This window comes from Arthrobacter sp. AL05 (genome assembly GCF_029960715.1).
Lineage (GTDB): Bacteria > Actinomycetota > Actinomycetes > Actinomycetales > Micrococcaceae > Arthrobacter.
On record NZ_JASBRC010000010.1, the window covers coordinates 26491 to 44211 of the forward strand.

The following is a 17721-nucleotide window of genomic DNA, read 5'->3' on the forward strand; positions in this document are numbered from 1 at the left end:
TTATGCCCCCCCAAGAACATTCGACCGAGAACGCCCCCGACGACAGACCTGAGGCCGGCGCCGGGAGCAAGCACAGGAAAATCCGGCCCGCTGCCGTGGTGTCGGTCATCGCGGTCCTGGCCGTAATCGCCTCGCTGGTGCTCTTCCTCAGGCCGGCTGGGGACGGCGACGCGGCGGCGGCACCTTCCCCGACAGCCAGTTCGGCGTCGACACCCTCGACTAGCTTGCCGCCGGCTCCGGCCGTCACCTACTACAAACAACCCGGACCCGGCGCCGGGTCACCGCTGGAAGCGGTGGAACCCTTGAAGGTGACGGTTGCCAAGGATCAGGTGGGCACGTCCCTGAGCAAGGGATTGGTCGGCATCTCACTCGAGGCCACCGACCTCGGTGATCCCGTCCTCAGCGGCAGCAACGCCTCGATCGTCAAGCTGTTCAAAGAGGCCGACCAGCCGGTGCTGCGATTTGGCGGCAACGCCGTCGACCGGCGGTTCTTTTGGACCTCCAGCAACGAGCCGGTTCCCGCCAGCTACCAGGGCGATGCCGCCCACCCGGTCCGTGCCGTCGGACCCGCGGACCTCAGCCGCCTGAATACGCTGCTGGTGGCCGCAGACGCAACGGTCAGCCTCACCGTCGATCTGGGCCACTACGACCCGAACCGCGCTGCGGATATGGCCAAGCACGCGGCGCAGATCTTCGGACCCCGGCTGCTGAGCTTTACTGTCGGCAACGAACCCAACGGCTTCGGCTCCAACGGCGTCCGCCCGGGGGACTACAACGTTCAGAAGTACGTCACGGAGCTCAAGGCCTACGCCAACGCGATGAACGCCGTGGCGCCGAACGTTCCGATTTCCGGTCCGGGCGCTTACGACCAGAAGTGGTGGCAGCCCTTCATTGATGCAGACATTCCACAGAAGAAGATCCTGTCCTTCCACAACTATCCGATGTACAGCTGCGACGGAAAAGTGGATCCGTTGGCGTCGCCCACCATGGCCAACCTGATGAGCAAACTGATGCATGACCGCGCGGCAGACTACCAGCAGGCCGCGCTCAAGGCCGGCCGCGATGCGGGCCTGGAAGTGTGGCTTCCGGAGACCGGTATTGCCGCCTGTCCCGGGTCCAACGAGACTTCCCGCACCCACGGCTCGGCCCTCTGGACCGCTGACTATGCCCTGAACGCCGCACAACTGGGCATTACCCGGATCGGTTTCCACAGCTCGCTTCAGACGTGCAAGGGTGGTCCGCCCATGTCCGTCATCTGCAGCGGCGGCCCCTACCTGAAGCCGGACGGCGTCATCACCGGCCGGGCCAACTTCTTTGGCCTGTCCATGGTTGCCGAGATGGAAGGCGGGAAGTTCCTGAAACTGGACTCGACGGGCGGCGGCCTGATGTTCAGCTACGCCCTGCAGAACGCTGACGGGAGCACCACAGTGGTCCTGGTCAACGAGAACAATCCGGAGAAGGCCGCCCAGGCAGCCGTCACCCTCACCCTGCCCGGGAAGGCGCTGACCGGAACCATGACCCAGCTCTCCGGGCCGAGCTTTGGCGCTGAGGACAGCACAGTGATCGACGGCGCCAAGTCCGAGCCGGTTCCGATTGCAGAGCGCGCCACTGTCGAAGGTTTCGCGTACGGCTCACCGACCCAGCAATTCAAGCTGACCGCGGGCACTGTCACGGTCCTGAACTTCACGTACTAGGTCCACAAAAAAACTGGCTCCCAGCTGGTGTCGTTGCCGGAACCCGGACGACACCACCTGGGAGCCAGTTGGATTTAAGCGGCGTTGTGGCTGCGGGACTAGTTCAGGATGGCGTCCACGAAGCTCTCGGCGTCGAACGGGGCGAGGTCATCCGCTCCCTCGCCGAGGCCGATGAGCTTGACCGGGACGCCCAGCGACTTCTGGATGGCGACCACAATTCCACCCTTAGCCGTTCCGTCCAGCTTCGTCAGGACGATGCCGGTGATGTTGACGACCTCGGCGAACACCCTGGCCTGGTTCAGGCCGTTTTGTCCGGTGGTGGCGTCGAGGACGAGCAGTACCTCATCGACCTCGGCAAGCTTCTCGATAACGCGTTTGACCTTCCCCAGTTCGTCCATCAGGCCGGTCTTGTTCTGCAGGCGCCCGGCGGTGTCGATCATCACGACGTCGACCTCCTGGTCGATGCCTGCCTTGACCGCCTCGTAGGCGACGGAGGCCGGATCTGCACCGTCGACGTCGGACTTCACCGTGGCCACGCCGACCCGCTGTCCCCAGGTGGCGAGCTGCTCGGCGGCGGCGGCGCGGAAGGTGTCCGCCGCGCCGAGGAGGACGTCCTTGTCTTCGGCCACGAGCACCCGGGCGAGTTTGCCCACCGTGGTGGTTTTGCCAACACCGTTGACGCCCACGACCAGCACAATGGCGGGCTTGTCGGCGTGGCGTTCGACGCGGAGCGCCCGGTCCATCGTCGGGTCGACGAGCTTGATGAGCTCCTCGCGCAGCAGGGCCTTGACCTGTTCCGGCGAGCGGGTGCCGAGCACCTTGACGCGTTCGCGGAGCGCGTCCACGAGCTGCAGGGTCGGCTCGGTGCCAAGGTCCGCGAGCAGGAGGGTCTCCTCCACCTCGTCCCAGACGTTCTCATCGATCTTGTCGGCGGAGAGCAAAGCCAGCAGGCCCTTGCCGAGGATGTTGTTGGACTTCACGAGTCGTTCGCGCAGCCGGATCAGGCGGCCGGCCACCGGCAGCGGGGTGTCTACCGGAACGGTTTCCAGCCCGGCGACGTTGTCCGGGACGTCGACTGTCTCCAGGCCCGCCAGGTCCACGGAGTCCGGTGCGCTGCGCTCAGCCGGGGGTGCGGGACGGTCCTCAAGGAGGGTTCCACCGCCGGCACCGGGCTTCACGGGATCGTTCTCATCCCGCTTCCCGGGGTAGCTGGTGACGTTCTTCCGGGTCTTCATCAGGACCGGAATGAGCGCGCCGAGGACCACCAGGGCGGCGAGAATGGGCAACAGAATAGGGAGGATGTCGTTCACTCCCCTAGCTTCTCACAAACCCCACAGCCCTAGCGGGGACCGGAAACAGGGGCCGGCACCGTTCAGGTTCGGGCCGCTCAGACCTCGGCGCCGAGCCGCTGGCTGATCACTGTGGAGACTCCGTCGCCTCGCATGGTGACGCCGTACAGGGCGTCGGCAACTTCCATGGTGCGTTTCTGGTGCGTGATGATGATGAGCTGGCTGGATTCGCGCAGCTCCTCGAAGATGGTGATCAGCCGGCCCAGGTTGGTGTCGTCCAGGGCTGCCTCCACCTCGTCCATCACGTAGAACGGCGAGGGCCGGGCTTTGAAGATCGCGACGAGCAGGGCCACAGCGGTCAGCGAACGTTCGCCGCCGGAAAGCAGCGAGAGCCGCTTGATCTTTTTGCCGGCCGGACGCGCCTCGACCTCGATGCCGGTGGTGAGCATGTCCGAGGGGTCGGTAAGGACCAGCCGGCCCTCGCCGCCGGGGAACAGCCGAGCGAAGATCCGGATGAACTGCGCCGAGGTGTCCTCGAAGGCTTCGGCAAAGACTTTCTGGACGCGCTCGTCGACTTCCTTGATGATGTCCAGCAGGTCCTTCCGGCTGGACTTAAGGTCTTCGAGCTGGGTGCTGAGGAATTGGTGGCGTTCCTCCAGTGCGGCGAATTCCTCCAGCGCGAGCGGATTGACCCGGCCCAGCGCGGAGAGGTCCCGCTCCGCGCGTTTGAGCCGTTTCTCCTGCTCCGCGCGGACGTAGGGCTTGCCGGCCACGATCTCACGGCCGTCCTCGTCCACCGGGGCGCGCAGGGCAGCCCATTTGTCCGCCGATTCCCCGGCGGGCGCGGGAACGGGCTGCCCGGGGCCGAAGTCCGCGACCAGCTGCTCGGCGGTGAGTCCGAGTTCCTCAACGCTTCTGAGCTCAAGGGCTTCAATCCGGAGGCGCTGCTGGGTGCGTGCCAGCTCGTCGCGGTGCACGGAGTCCGTCAGGTCGGCCAGTTCGCGGGCGAGGGCATCGTTGCCGGTGCGCACGGCCGCGAGTTCGCCGTCGAACTGTTCCTTGCGTTCCTCCGCGGCGTCCTGCTCCTGCCGGGCAAGTTCCACGGACACGTCGATGAAGCCCATCACCTGGGTGACCGCGGCGCGGACGGCGGCGGCGCGTTTGGCCTGGATCCGCCGGCGGCGTGCCCGTTCGGCTGCCTCTTCGCGGGCGCGGCGCTCGGTGGCGGCTGCGCGTTCGAGCGCCGTTGCCCGGTTGCCGGTGGCCGTGAGTTGTTCCTCTGCGCTGCGCAGGGCAAGCCGGGCCTCCATTTCGGTGCTGCGGGCCAGCGACGCTGCCAGGGCCAGGGCGTCCCTGTGCGCCGGAGAGGGTTCCTCCTCGGCCGGCGCCTCCTGGGCGGCGGCGAGGCGGGCGGCTACGGCTTCCAGCGCGAGTTGTTCGCTTTCGATGTTGGCCTCTGCCTTTGCGAGTGCGGCGGCGAGGCGTTCGCTTTCGCCGACGGCGCTGCGCAGCACGGAGTTCAGGTGTCCCAGCCGTTCGGCGACTGCCGCCAGCCGGGCGTCCGAATCGTGGAGTTTTTCCAGGGCGGCATCGGCGCGGTCCTGCGCCGCTGCCCGCCGGGCCTGCGCGGCGGCGAGGGCGAACCGTTGGCGCTCCAGCTCGGCGGTGACGCTCTCGAGGCGAGCGGCGGCGTCGTCGACGGCGGCCTGCACCTCAATCAGCGACGGTGCCGTTGCGGAGCCGCCGCTGACGGTCAGCGCGGTGAGGACGTCCCCGGCAAGGGTCACCGCGGTCAGTTCAGGGCGGCCTGCAATCAACTGCGCTGCATCCGCCAGGGACTCGACGACGGCGATGCCCGCCAGCAGCTCCGTCAGGGGCAGGCCGGTGGCGGCGTCCGCGGCGCCGGAGGCCGATACCATCCGGGACGCCCACCGGGCACCCGCGGGCAGCTTCCCGTCGGATTCGTTGCGGGCGGTGCGTTCCCCAACCAGCAGCAGGGTGGCCCGGCCAGCGTCGTCGTCCTTCAACAGCTGGACGGCGGTGGCCGCAGCAACGCTGTCCTGCACCACAACGGCGTCGGACGCGGCGCCCAGCGCGGCCGCGATGGCGGTCTCGAAGCCTGCTTCCACAGTGATCATGGACACCAGCGAGCCGATCACCCCGGAGGCTCCCGAACCGAGGACGTGGGCCGAGCCGTCTTTGCGGTTCAATCCGAGCTGGAGGGCCTCTCGACGGGCCAGCAGGGCACCGCGTTCCCGTTCGCCGTCGCGTTCGGCCGACGTCAAGGCGTTAATCTCCGCCGTGATGTTGTCCAGCACTGTGCTGGCATCCTCGTACTCGGCGTCGAGGCGCTCCTCCCCGTCCTCCACGCCGGCTACCTGGGATTCCAGGGCGGCGAATTCGCTGTGGGCATGCCGGCGGCGTTCCTCCCCTGCCGTGAGGGAGTCGCGGAGCCGGCCGAGTTCGGCCTGGGCGGACTCGACCCGGGAGCGGGCCGCGCCGACCTGCCCGGCCAGCTTGGCCAGGCCCTCTCGGCGGTCAGCGGCGGCCCGGAGCAAGGCTGCGAGCCGTTTGTCTTCGACGGAGGCGGCACTTTCCGCGCCGATTTTGGCGGCGGTGGCGGCGTCCAGGGTGCTGCGGCGCTCCACAATCTGGTGCTCCAACCCGGTTTGTTCGGCGCGGACGCGGGCGGCCTGGCGGTCGAGCTGATCCGGGTCCCGCCCGGTGTCAGGCACTGTGTCGGAATCGCCGAGCAGCCGGCGCCGTTCCTCGGCGAGTGAACCCAGCGAGCGCAGCCGTTCGCGCCCGGCGGAGAGCTGATACCAGGTGTCCCGGGCGGCGTTGAGCGCGGGTGTGGCTTCGGCTGCGCGCTGTTCGAGGCCGGCCTGCCGCTGCCTGCCGAGCTCGAGTTCCTGTTCGATGACGCCCCGACGGGCCTTCAGTGAGCTCTCGTCCGCGATATCCCGGGCCAGGGCCGACTGCAGCTGGACGAGGTCGTCGGCGAGCAGCCGGGAGCGTGCGTCCCGGACCTCAAACTGGACGGTCTGGGCGCGCCGCGCCACCTCGGCTTGTTTTCCCAATGGCGTGAGCTGGCGCCGGATCTCGCCGGTGAGGTCGCTCAGGCGGGCCAGGTTGGCCTGCATCGCTTCGAGCTTGCGGACCGTTTTTTCCTTGCGGCGCCGGTGTTTGAGGATACCGGCAGCCTCTTCGATGAAACCTCGCCGGTCCTCCGGGGTGGCGTGCAGCACCTTGTCCAGCTGCCCCTGGCCCACGATCACATGCATTTCGCGGCCCAGTCCGGAGTCGGAGAGCAGCTCCTGGATGTCCAGGAGCCGGCAGCCGGCGCCGTTGATGGCGTACTCGGAGCCGCCGGTGCGGAAGAGCGTGCGGGAAATCGTGACTTCGCTGTATTCAATCGGCAGGGCGCCGTCGCTGTTGTCAATGGTGAGCGAGACGTGGGCGCGGCCCAACGGCGGGCGCCCGGACGTCCCCGCGAAGATCACGTCTTCCATCTTGCCGCCGCGGAGGGTCTTGGCGCCCTGCTCGCCCATCACCCAGGCCAGGGCGTCCACCACATTGGACTTGCCGGAGCCGTTGGGGCCAACCACGGCAGTGACGCCTGGCTCGAATTCGAAAGTCGTCGCCGAAGCGAAAGACTTGAATCCCCGGACGGTCAGGCTTTTCAGGTGCAAGGTGTTTCGGGTCTCCTGCTCGGCGGACGCGGATGGTGGGGACAGCCGCGGATACCTACAATCTACTGCGGGGCCGTGACATTTCCGTGCAGCGGCCCGCAACCACGGCGCAGATGCCTCTCAATCTGCAGATGCAGGAATGGATTGACACCGGACGTAGTTAAGCTCTTGGGCTTGCGCTTGAAGGTGCACTCACCCGCCTGAGCGCAGGACACACACGAACAGAGGCTTGAATTGATAGGGAATGCAACATTCCGGCACCGCAACACCGCCTTGCTTTCGGTGACCAGCGTCGAAGCTCCGAGGATCATCAGTTCCACGGATTTCGACCACAAACTGTCCGCCACACTGCGCCGGTTGAAATTCCCGCCAAAGCTGCTGGAACGCGTTGCCGGCGTCACCCACCGGCGGTGGTGGGCCCCCGGGACATCGTTCGACGACGCCGCCATCGAGGCGGGCGCAAAGGCCCTGGCCGAGTCCGGCATCGAAGCAACCGAGGTGGGCCTGCTAATCAATACCTCCGTGACGCGGCGGAACCTCGAACCGTCGGTCGCGGTGAAAATCCACCATGGGCTCGGCCTGCCGTCGTCCGCCATGAACTTCGACCTTGCAAACGCCTGCCTCGGCTTTGTCAACGGCATGACACTGGCGGCCAACATGATCGACTCCGGCCAGATCAAGTACGCGGTGATTGTCAACGGAGAGGACGCCCAGGCTACGCAGGAGGCCACCCTGGCCCGGCTGCAGCGGCCGGAGACCACCCGCGCGGACTTCAACCGCGAGTTTGCCACCCTGACCCTCGGTTCCGGCGCCGCTGCGGCAGTCCTGGGCCCGGCGGACGAGCACCCCGGGGCGCACCGGATCCTTGGCGGCGTGATGCGCGCCGGAACAGAGCACCACGAGCTGTGTGTGGGCGGCATCGACGGTATGACAACGGATACAAAGGGCCTGCTCGACGGCGGCCTGCAGCTGGTAGTCGACGCCTGGCATGAGGCGCAGCCGGAATGGGACTGGGGCTCGATGGACCGTTATGTCACGCACCAGGTGAGCACCGCCTACACCCAGGCCATCATCGACGCCATCGACCTGGATCCGGATAAGGTGCCCATCACGTTCCCGCACTGGGGCAACGTGGGACCGGCTTCCCTCCCGATGACCCTGGCCGCCGAGGCGCAGAACCTTGGATCCGGTGACCGTGTGCTGTGCATGGGCGTCGGTTCGGGCCTCAACACCGCGATGGTGGAAATCGTTTGGTAGCCGGCGGCTGGCCCGGCGTCGACCCGGAATGGTCGCGCGAAATCGAGGTGGCGTCCGGCTCAGCTGCTGATCCGCCCGGAACGGTGCGCCGCTGGCACCTGCTCGATAACGGCGCGCAGCTCTCCCGCCGCGGGCTGACACCGGCCGGGACCGTGCTGTGTGTGCACGGCAACCCCACCTGGTCCTACCTGTGGCGGACCCTGCTGGCCGCCGGATCTGACCCCGCGCACCCCTGGCGGGTGGTCGCGGTGGATCAGCTGGACATGGGCTTCTCCGAGCGCACCGGCACGTTCCGGCGGCTGGCGGACAGGATCAGTGATCTCGGCGACCTCACCGCCGCGCTCGGCCTGGACGGTCCGGTGGTCACCGTCGGCCACGACTGGGGTGGTGTGATCAGCCTCGGCTGGGCCCTGGCCCATCCGCAGCAGCTCGCCGGCGTTGTCCTGACGAACACCGCCGTGCACCAGCCCGCGGACTCGCCCATCCCGCCGGCGCTGCGGCTTGCCCTGCACCCGGCCGTGCACCGCTGGGGAACCACAACGTCGGACGCCTTCCTGCGGGTGACGCACTCCCTGGCGCACCCGCCGCTGGCCGCGGACGTCCGCAGCACCTACCTGGCCCCCTATCGGGGCGCCGGCCGCCGCGACGGCGTGGGAAACTTCGTCGCGGACATTCCCGTCGATGCGTCCCATCCCAGCTTTCCCGCACTCAACCGGGTTGCCGAGGGCCTGCGCGGGCTGAGCGTGCCGGCACTGATGCTCTGGGGACCCCGGGACCCGATCTTCTCCGACCGGTACCTCAAAGACCTGCTGGGCCGGCTGCCGCACGCAAAAGTCCACCGCTTCGAGGGCGCCGGCCACCTGGTGGCCGAGGACCGGGACATCGCCACGCCCATCTTCGAGTGGCTCGCCGGGCACTGCGCCAACAGCGATCCGGCAGACGCCGAGGCGGCTGGCCCGATCGGGGCTGGCGCTGCGCAGCCTGCCGCGACGCCGGCCCACAGCATCCCGGCCCCGGCCCTGTGGGCGCCGCTCACGGAGCTCGCGGCGGGACCCGACGGCGCCGGGACCGCCGTCGCGGAGATGGCCGCGGACGGCACCGTGGCACGGGCATTAAACTGGCGGGACCTGGAACAGCATGTCGCAGCCACCGCCGCAGGACTGGCGGACACCGGCGTCCGGGCCGGCAGCCGGGTCAGCCTGATGGTTCCGCCGGGCGTGGACCTGACGGTGGTGCTGTACGCCTGCCTGCGGCTGGGCGCCGTGGTGGTGGTGGCCGACGCGGGCCTCGGCACCCGCGGCCTGAGCCGCGCCGTCAAGGGCGCTACCCCGGATTTCCTGATCGGAATCGAGAAGGCCCTTGCCGCCGCCGCCGTGCTCGGCTGGCCTGGACGGCGGATCAGCGTGCGTGACCTGCCGGCTGCCCGCCGCCGGCTCCTCGCCGTGGAAACCTCCCTCCCCGCGCTCACCCGCCGGGGCAATGCACTGTCCGGGATGCCAGCACCGCAGGCACCGGATGCGGACGCGCCCGCGGCGGTGCTCTTCACCTCGGGCTCCACCGGCCCCGCCAAGGGCGTGCTTTACACGCACCGGCGCCTGGCCGCGATGCGGGACACCGTGGCCAGGACGCTGGAGATCCGCCCGGGCGCGCGGTTGGTGGCGGGTTTTGCGCCGTTCGCACTGTTGGGACCAGCCTTGGGAGCCGTCTCCGTAACGCCCGCCATGGACGTCACGGCTCCGGGCACGCTGACCGCCCAGGCACTGGCACACGCCGCGGCGGCCATCGACGCCACAGTGGTCTTCGCTTCCCCGGCGGCGCTTCGCAATGTCCTCGCCACCCGGAACGGCCTGGGCACCGCGGGGCTCCGGGCGCTGGAGCGTGTGGAGCTGCTGCTCTCCGCCGGCGCCCCCGTTGCCGAAGCCCTCCTGGCCGGCGTGCAGCGGCTGCTGCCGCACGCCTCGCTGCATACCCCGTACGGAATGACCGAAGCGCTGCCCGTCACGGACATCAGCTTCGAACAGATCCGCGACGCCGGGTCGGACGCGGCTGCCGGGACCATGGCCGGCGCCGGCAACGGCGTGTGTGTGGGACAGCCGGTTTATGGCGCCCGGGTGGCCCTGATCCCGCTCGCCGCCGACGGCACCGCCCCCGGAGACAACCCGGTCACGGAACCGGGAGTCACCGGCGAGATCCTGGTCAGCGCCCCGCACGTAAAAGCGAGCTACGACAGGCTCTGGCTGACCCAGCGCGAGAGTGCCCGCACCGCCGGGTGGCACCGCACCGGCGATGTGGGGCACTTCGACGCCGCGGGCCGGCTCTGGGTGGAAGGCCGCCTCGCACACGTTGTGACGGGCCCGGATGCCGTTCTCACCCCCGTGGGCACCGAGCAGTCCCTTGAACGGCTGGACGGCGTCGGGCCTGCCGCCCTCGTCGGAGTGGGCCCGGCGGGAACGCAGGCTGTTGTGGCCGTCGTCGAGACCGTCCCGCCCGCGCGCCGGTCCGGCCCCGCGGCACCGGAACTGGCAGCGCGGGTCCGGGCGGCCGCCCGGGCAGACGGCGTGAACGTCGCTGCCGTGCTGGTGGTCCGGGCCCAGCCGACGGACATCCGCCACAATGCCAAGATCGACCGCACCCGCCTGGCCCGGTGGGCATCCGCAGTCCTGGCCGGCGGCCGGGCAGGCACACCTTGAGGGTGCTCGTGACCGGCGCGAGCGGCCTGCTTGGCGGGGAAGTGGCCCGGCAGCTGGTGTGCCAGGGCCACGACGTCACCACCTTCCAGCGCCGCCCCTCGGGCGTCGCCGGCGCGGCCGACCTGACCGGGTCCATCACGGATCCGAGCGCCGTCCGCTGCGCCGTCGCCGGCGCCGAGGGCGTCATCCACTTGGCCGCGAAGGTCTCCTTCACCGGACGGGCCGCGGAGTTCGATGCGGTGAATGTCGCGGCCACCGGCAGCTTGCTCGGTGCGGCCCGCGAGGCCGGGGTCCGGTCTGTGGTGTTCGTCTCCTCCCCCTCCGTGGCAAATTCCGGCGCTGCCATCGCCGGGCTGGGCGCCGATCCGGCCGACCCGGCCCGCGCGCACGGCGACTACTCCCGCACCAAGGCCGCGGCCGAGCTGCTGGCACTGGCCGCGGACTCGGCGGAATTCAGGGTCGCGGCGGTGCGCCCGCACATCGTTTGGGGTCCCGGGGATACACAGCTGGTGGAACGGGTCCTGGACCGCGCCGGCCGCGGCCGGCTGCCGCTGCTCGACTCCGGGGCGGCCCTGATTGACACCACGTATGTGGACAATGCCGCCTCGGCGATCGTTGCCGCGCTGCATCGGATGGAGCACATTCACGGCCGGGCGCTGGTCATCAGCAACGGGGAACCCCGGCCGGTCGGTGAGCTGCTGGCGGGCATTTGCGCCGCGGGCGGCGTCCCGGCGCCGTCGTGGAAGGTCCCGGGCGGCCTCGCGCGGGCGGCCGGATCGCTGGTGGAAAAGCTCTGGACCCGGGCCGGCCGGACTGCGGAGCCTCCCATGACCAGGTTCCTTGCCGAGCAGCTCTCCACTGCCCACTGGTTTGACCAGCGCGAGACCCGCAAACTCCTCGACTGGACCCCGGCCGTGACGCTGGACGAGGGCCTGGCGCGGCTGGCCCGGCACTACGGCCGGCACTAGACCTCGCGGTGTCCCGGTGCCCGCCCGTCCGCGGGCTCAGTTACCAGCGGCCGTTCCGTGGCCGCGGTTGGCAGACGGGGCAGGTGTAGGAGGAACGGTTCATAAACTGTTCGCGCTTCATCAGGCTCACCAGGCCGACGGCGGCGCAGCGCTTGCACTCCTGGCCTTCGCGGCCGTAGGCGTTGAGCGCGCGGTCGAAGTAGCCCGAGGCCCCGTTGACGTTGACGTAGAGCGAATCAAAACTTGTCCCGCCGGCGGCCAGGGCATCCGTCATGACCTCGCGTGCAGCAGACAGGACCCGCAGGGCGTCAGCCCGGCGCAGGGTGTCGGTGGGGCGGGCATAGTGCAGCTTCGCCCGCCAAAGAGACTCGTCCGCGTAGATATTGCCGATCCCGGAGACCAGCCCCTGATCCAGCAGTGCACGTTTGAGGCCCGTCTTCCGGGCCCGCAGGCGCCGGTAGAACTCCTCGAAGGAGAACTCCGGGTCCAGCGGGTCCCGCGCGATGTGGGAGGCTTCCGCAGCAATCAGCGGCAACGGCGTTTCGGCCAGGCCGCCGGGACCGCCGTCGGCCGTGGGGATCAGCGAGGTGAGGAACAGGCCGCCGAAGATCCGCTGGTCCACAAAGCGGAGCTGTTCGGGCATACCGTCGGCCGGGCTGAGCCGCAGCCGCACTTTCAGGTGCTTCTCGTCGGCACTGGAGGATTCCTGCATCAACAGTTGCCCGGACATCCCCAGATGCGCCATCAACGCTACAGTGGGCCTGCCGCTCTCGGACCGGCCGACGTCGGGCGTGTCCGCCAGCGGCAGCCAGAGGAACTTGCCCCGCCGGACGACGTCCAGGACGCGGGCGCCTTCAAGGTTTCCGGCGAAGTCCTCCGGACCGAGCGTGTGCCGGCGGATGGAGCGCGGGTCCACCACTTCGACGGCGGTGATGGTCCGGCCCCGGACCCAGTCCACCAGTCCGCGGCGGACCACTTCAACCTCGGGCAGTTCAGGCACGGTGCGTGCCTAGGCGCCGGGCTGGGACTGCAGTTGCTGCCCCTCGGGCGTCGCGGGTTCGACGGGCGCCGCTGCCGGTTCACCCGCCGGCGGTGCGGAGAGCCTGCGCCAGGCGTCCGCTGCAGCTTCCTGCTCGGCCTCTTTTTTGGAGTTTCCGGAGCCGTTGCCGTAGTCGTTGCCGCCGATCCGCAGGATGGCCTCGAACGTGCGGGCGTGGTCCGGCCCGGAACCCTCCACTGCATAGTTGATCGTCCCGAGCTGGCGGGCGGCCGCCAGCTCCTGGATGTTCGTTTTCCAGTCGGTCCCCGCGCCGAGCGCAGCGGCGTCCTTCAGCAACGGCCCGATCAGCCGCATGACCAGCTGGCGTGCGGTTTCAATGTCATTGGAGATATAGGTGGCGCCGATCAGCGCTTCCATGGTGTCCGCAAGGATGGACGCTTTGTTTTTACCCTCGGTGAGCTTTTCGCCCTGCCCCAGGTAGATGAACTCCCCGAGCCCGATGCTGCGGCCGATGCCCGCGAGGGCACGGGTGCTCACGACGGCGGACCGGCGCTTGGCCAGGTCCCCTTCGGGCAGGGTGGGGTTGTCACGGTACAACGCGTCGGTGACCGAGAACCCCAAAATGGAGTCGCCCAGGAACTCGAGACGTTCGTTGGTGGGGATACCGCCGTTTTCGTAGGCGTAGGAACGGTGTGTGAGCGCAAGACGAAGCGTCCCGGCGTCAATAGAGACACCGAGACGCTTCAGAAGCTCTTCAGTTGAAGACATCTTAGTCAGCCAGTTGGCGGATTAGACGTCTGCGACCTTGCGGCCCTTGTATTCAAGGAACAGCGCGGTGCCAGCCGAGTCGGTAACGACCTTTGCCTGGTGCGGCAGGCTGTATGTAACCTGGCCGTTCTCGACAGTCTTCACCAGGTGGGGGGCGGTTGCCTTCCACTGGGAGCGGCGGGCGCGGGTATTCGAGCGAGACATTTTCCGCTTCGGGACAGCCACGGCTAACTCATTTCTCTCTAGTCCAACACTTACAAATCAGTTTTGCCGGTCAGGCTTAGCCAAGTCAGCTAGGGCAGCCCAGCGAGGATCTACCACCTCGTGGTGATGCCCCGGCTCGTCTTCCAGGCGAACTCCGCATTCGGAGCAAAGGCCCTGGCAGTCTTCCCGGCACACCGGCTGGAACGGCAGTATGGTAACAACTGCGTCCCGCAACACCGGTTCAAGATCGATCAGATCGTGCTCGACTCGACGTTGCTCTTCTTCGTCTTCTTCATCCGAGAACTCTGCGTCCTCGTAGAAGAAAAGTTCTTGCACATCGACCTCTTGGTCATACGCAAGGGGATCCAGGCATCGGCCGCATTCGCCAGTAACTTCTACGTGCGCGGTTCCTGATACCAAAATTCCTTCGTGTACGGCCTCCAGCCGCAGATCCAGCTCGACATCCGAGCCTTGCTGCACACCAATGAGCGCCACACCAAGATCTTCTGGTGCGGGTACATGTTCCTTCAGCGTCCGCATGCTTCCCGGACTGCGTCCGAGGTCCTTGACGTCGAACGCCAAGGGCGAACTAGCATCTCGTTTAATGAGAACTCCTGTTGAACATATGACCGACGTACTATCTTAGCCTGATCTTCCGGGCGGACTCAAACCGGGGGGCACACCCGCGGTTCACACCGCAGGCCGCTTAGGTTTCGGCCGCGCAACCGGCAGCAGGCCGCCGAGTACCGATCAAGCTTACCCTCTGCGCGGCTGGTCCTGGACCGGATCGCCGCCGCGCAGCCGTTTCAGCACGGAGCGGGGCACAAACTCGGACACATTGCCGCCCAGGGAAAACACTTCCTTGATCAGCGTCGAAGACAAGTGCAGGTAGTGGCTTTCGGCCGGAAGGAAGACCGTCTCGACGCCGGTGAGTTGGCGGTTCATCGTCGCCATCGGCAGTTCGTAGTCGAAGTCGGAGGAGGAACGCAGGCCCTTGACGATGGCAGACACCCCCCGCTGGCGGCAGTACTCCGCGAGCAGTCCCTCCCCTACCGGTTCCACCACGATGCCGCGCAGGGAAGCCAGGGTTTCCCTGGCCATATCAAGGCGTTCCTCGAGGGTGAAGCGGTATTTCTTGGCGTAGTTTGTGGAGACGCCCACAATGACCTCGTCAAAGAGACCGGCGGCCCTGGCGATGACTTCCAGGTGGCCGTTGTGGATCGGATCAAAGGAGCCAGGGCATACGGCGCGTCTCATGCTCCGAACCTACCGTATTGCCGGCACCGGCCGGGATAGCATGGCTGAATGTCAGCATCAAGCATTCCCTTTACCGTCTCCGGCGGCGCGGTTCTCGTGACCGGGGCCGCCATGGGCATGGGCCGCCTGTACGCCCTGCGGGCGGCCCGCGAGGGCGCCGCCGTCGTAATTCTCTGGGACGTCGACGCCGACGGCCTCGCCAAGACCGCCGCCGAGGTGACCGCCCTCGGAGCGCGCGCCGTCGTCCGGGAGGTGGATCTCGCCGACCGCGCAGCGATTGCCGACGCCGCCGAGGCGTGCCGGGAGGAAGGTCCGCTGACCCTGCTGGTCAATAACGCCGGAATCGTTCGCGGCGCGCTCTTCTGGGACCACAACCCGGAGCGGGACATCGCGCTGACCATGGATATCAACGCGCTGGCACCGATGTACGTCACCCACGCGTTCCTGCCTGCCATGATGGCCGACGCCGGCCGGCCCCGCCGGATCCTCAACATCGCCTCGGCCGCCGGCACCGTCTCCAATCCGCGGATGAGCGTGTACGCCGCGTCCAAGTGGGCTGTCATCGGCTGGAGCGATTCGCTCCGGCTGGAGCTCGAGCAGCAAGGCTTCCGCCACCTCGCCGTCACGACGTTCTGCCCCAGCTACATTTCCACCGGGATGTTCGAGGGCGCCCGCGGACCGCTGCTGACGCCGCTGATGACCCCGGACGACGCCGTTGACCGCGCCTGGCGGGCCGCTGCCGCCGGCCGGCCGCAACTGATCGCCCCGGCGGCTGCGCAATTGGGCAAGGTGCTGCGCGGCATACTGCCGGTGCGGGCCTGGGACTTCGTGGGCGGGAAGGTGTTCGGGATCTACGCCACAATGGACAAGTTCACCGGGCGCGGCCAGAAGACGGGCAGCTGATGAACTTCCCCCAACCGTCCCCCTGGCAGCGGACCGCGTCAGGAGCGAACCTGCTCTCCCCCGACGGCAGCCTCGGCGTCACCATCTTCGAGGAAATGACCACCCTCGCCCTGCAGACGGGTGCCATCAACCTCGGCCAGGGTTTCCCGGACGAAGACGGCCCGGTGGAAATCAAGGCTGCCGCGCAGGCCGCCATCGCTGCCGGCGCCAACCAGTACGCCCCCGGGAAGGGCATCCTGGAGCTGCGGGAGGCGATTTCCCTTCACCAGGAACGCTTCTACGGGCTGGCCCCGGATCCGCAAACCGAAATTATTGTCACCACCGGCGCCACCGAGGCCATCGCCGCCTCGCTGTTGGCGCTCGTGGGGCCGGGCGACGAGGTCCTCACCTTCGAGCCGTTCTACGATTCCTACGGTGCGATTATTGGCCTCTCCGGTGCCCGGCACGTCACCGCACCGCTGCTGGCCCCTGACTTTATGCCGGACCTGGACGCGCTCGAGGCAGCGTTCAGCAGCCGCACCAAGGTGGTGCTGGTGAACAACCCGCACAATCCCACCGGTGCGGTGTTCCCGCTCGAGGTGCTCGAACGCGTCGTCGAGCTCGCCACCAGGCACAACGCCGTGATCATCACCGACGAGGTGTACGAGCACCTCACCTTTGGTGCCCGACACATCCCGGTGGCCACGCTGCCGGGCGCCGCGGAACGGACGCTGACCATTTCTTCCGCCGGGAAGACCTTTTCTTTTACCGGCTGGAAGATCGGTTGGCTCAGCGGACCGGAGCATCTGGTCGCCGCCGCCCGCACGGTCAAGCAGTTCCTGAGCTACAGCTCCGGTACGCCGTTCCAGAGCGCCATTGCGGCCGGGCTGGGCCTGCCGGATGAGTTCTACACCGGAATCGCCGATACCCTCCAGCTCAAACGGGACGTCCTGAGTGACGGCCTGCGGGCCGCGGGCTTCGACGTGCTGACACCGCAGGGAACGTACTTCGTCAACGTGGACACGGCTCCGCTCGGCATCTCCGACGCCGTGGAGCTGGCCCGCCGCCTGCCGTCCCTGGTGGGTGTCGCAGCCATTCCGGTCGCGGTCTTTTGCCACCCGGTCGGCGCCGAACGCACCCGGAGCCTGCTGCGCTTCGCGTTCTGCAAGAAGATTAGCGTCCTGCAGGAAGCCGCCGAACGGCTTGCGACCCTCCGCGACCGGCTCTGATGCGGGACACTCCCGCGGCCACCCGCTTCCTGCGGACCACCGGCCAACACGCCACGATCGAACCCGATGCCTTTACCGACGGCGGCTTTGTGCTCAGCATCGGCGGGGCGGAACAGTCGCACGTCAACCTGGCCGAGCCCGCGGATATTTTCTACGAGTACCTGCGCCGGATCGGCCACGTGGTGGACCTCGCGGCACCGTGGGGCGAACCCATCACAGCGCTCCATCTTGGGGCCGGGGCGCTGACGCTTGCCCGCTACATCCAGGCCACCCGGCCGGGCTCGGTGCAGTACGCGGTGGAGCTGGAGCGGGAGCTGTTGGACTTTGTGCTGCAGCAGCTCCCGCTGCCGGACGGCACGGAGCTGCACCCGCTGATCGGCGACGCCAGGGCGGCCCTGGCCGAGCTGCCGCCGGAACTGAGCTTCGACGTTGTGATCCTGGACATTTTCTCCGGGCCCGAGGCACCCGAACACCTCGCCTGCACCGAGTTTTACCGGGAGGCCGCGGCGAAGCTCACTGCCCGCGGCGTCCTGGTAGTCAACGTGGGCGACGAACCCGGGCTCACCCTGGTCCGAAGCCAGGTGGCCGCGCTGCGCCGGGCCATGACCGACGTCGCCGCTTGCGCTGAGACCGGCATGTTCAGCGGCCGCTATCCCGGCAACATCATCCTGGCCGGCACCCGGGGCCCGTGGCCGGAGGTGTGGACTGCAGCGCTTACCGCCCGCGGGCCGCACCCGGCGAAGGTATTGTCCGGGGTCGCGCTGGACGCCCTGAGCGACTAGGCGAACGGA

Annotated in this window: 14 protein-coding genes; 7 read left to right on the forward strand and 7 right to left on the reverse strand. The window is 68.2% G+C overall.

Annotation, left to right across the window (positions count from 1 at the left end):
- The first annotated feature begins 2 nt into the window (after window positions 1-2).
- Complete coding sequence (locus QK287_RS12940; RefSeq protein WP_282360329.1) at window positions 3-1694, forward strand: hypothetical protein; 1692 nt, start codon at window positions 3-5, stop codon at window positions 1692-1694.
- Window positions 1695-1792: 98 nt separating this feature from the next.
- On the opposite strand, the gene ftsY is transcribed toward QK287_RS12940, so the two are convergent.
- Window positions 1793-3004: a signal recognition particle-docking protein FtsY gene (gene ftsY / locus QK287_RS12945; RefSeq protein ID WP_253032528.1), complete on the reverse strand. Its 1212-nt coding sequence runs from the start codon at window positions 3002-3004 to the stop codon at window positions 1793-1795.
- A gap of 77 nt (window positions 3005-3081) precedes the next feature.
- Complete coding sequence (gene smc, locus QK287_RS12950) at window positions 3082-6675, reverse strand: chromosome segregation protein SMC (RefSeq protein ID WP_282360332.1); 3594 nt, start codon at window positions 6673-6675, stop codon at window positions 3082-3084.
- A gap of 234 nt (window positions 6676-6909) precedes the next feature.
- On the opposite strand from smc, the gene QK287_RS12955 reads away from it, so the two are divergent.
- From QK287_RS12955 to QK287_RS12965, 3 genes are read left to right on the forward strand one after another with little or no spacing between them, the layout of a single operon-like run.
- Window positions 6910-7932, forward strand: a complete 1023-nt coding sequence (locus QK287_RS12955; protein ID WP_226776181.1) for a 3-oxoacyl-ACP synthase III — start codon at window positions 6910-6912, stop codon at window positions 7930-7932.
- Window positions 7926-10622 (forward strand): alpha/beta fold hydrolase, encoded by a 2697-nt coding sequence (locus tag QK287_RS12960; protein ID WP_282360333.1) that lies wholly within the window; start codon window positions 7926-7928, stop codon window positions 10620-10622. The genes QK287_RS12955 and QK287_RS12960 overlap by 7 nt, the downstream gene beginning before the upstream one ends.
- The gene (locus tag QK287_RS12965) at window positions 10619-11590 is read left to right on the forward strand and encodes an NAD-dependent epimerase/dehydratase family protein (protein WP_282360334.1); all 972 of its coding nucleotides are present in this window, start codon (window positions 10619-10621) and stop codon (window positions 11588-11590) included. Before QK287_RS12960 ends, QK287_RS12965 begins: the two co-directional genes overlap by 4 nt.
- Before the next feature lie 40 nt (window positions 11591-11630).
- Here the strand turns inward: QK287_RS12965 and mutM are convergent, their stop codons facing one another.
- The 5 genes from mutM to coaD form a co-directional block, all read right to left on the reverse strand.
- Window positions 11631-12590, reverse strand: a complete 960-nt coding sequence (mutM, locus tag QK287_RS12970; protein ID WP_282360335.1) for a bifunctional DNA-formamidopyrimidine glycosylase/DNA-(apurinic or apyrimidinic site) lyase — start codon at window positions 12588-12590, stop codon at window positions 11631-11633.
- A gap of 9 nt (window positions 12591-12599) precedes the next feature.
- On the reverse strand, window positions 12600-13358 hold the full coding sequence (gene rnc, locus QK287_RS12975; protein ID WP_282360336.1) for a ribonuclease III: 759 nt from the start codon (window positions 13356-13358) through the stop codon (window positions 12600-12602).
- Between the two features lie 21 nt (window positions 13359-13379).
- Window positions 13380-13583: a 50S ribosomal protein L32 gene (gene rpmF / locus QK287_RS12980; protein ID WP_009356569.1), complete on the reverse strand. Its 204-nt coding sequence runs from the start codon at window positions 13581-13583 to the stop codon at window positions 13380-13382.
- Between the two features lie 36 nt (window positions 13584-13619).
- On the reverse strand, window positions 13620-14144 hold the full coding sequence (locus tag QK287_RS12985; protein WP_226776187.1) for a YceD family protein: 525 nt from the start codon (window positions 14142-14144) through the stop codon (window positions 13620-13622).
- Window positions 14145-14318: 174 nt separating this feature from the next.
- Window positions 14319-14819 (reverse strand): pantetheine-phosphate adenylyltransferase, encoded by a 501-nt coding sequence (gene coaD / locus QK287_RS12990; protein WP_226776188.1) that lies wholly within the window; start codon window positions 14817-14819, stop codon window positions 14319-14321.
- 48 nt (window positions 14820-14867) lie between these two features.
- Between coaD and QK287_RS12995 the strand changes: the two genes are divergently transcribed.
- The 3 genes from QK287_RS12995 to QK287_RS13005 are packed head-to-tail and all read left to right on the forward strand — an operon-like array spanning window position 14868 to window position 17712.
- Window positions 14868-15722, forward strand: a complete 855-nt coding sequence (locus tag QK287_RS12995; protein WP_282360337.1) for an SDR family NAD(P)-dependent oxidoreductase — start codon at window positions 14868-14870, stop codon at window positions 15720-15722.
- A complete protein-coding gene (locus QK287_RS13000; protein ID WP_282360339.1) occupies window positions 15722-16930 on the forward strand; it encodes an aminotransferase class I/II-fold pyridoxal phosphate-dependent enzyme in 1209 nt (402 codons plus the stop codon). Before QK287_RS12995 ends, QK287_RS13000 begins: the two co-directional genes overlap by 1 nt.
- Window positions 16930-17712: a fused MFS/spermidine synthase gene (locus QK287_RS13005; protein WP_282360340.1), complete on the forward strand. Its 783-nt coding sequence runs from the start codon at window positions 16930-16932 to the stop codon at window positions 17710-17712. Before QK287_RS13000 ends, QK287_RS13005 begins: the two co-directional genes overlap by 1 nt.
- The last annotated feature ends 9 nt before the right edge of the window (window positions 17713-17721 follow it).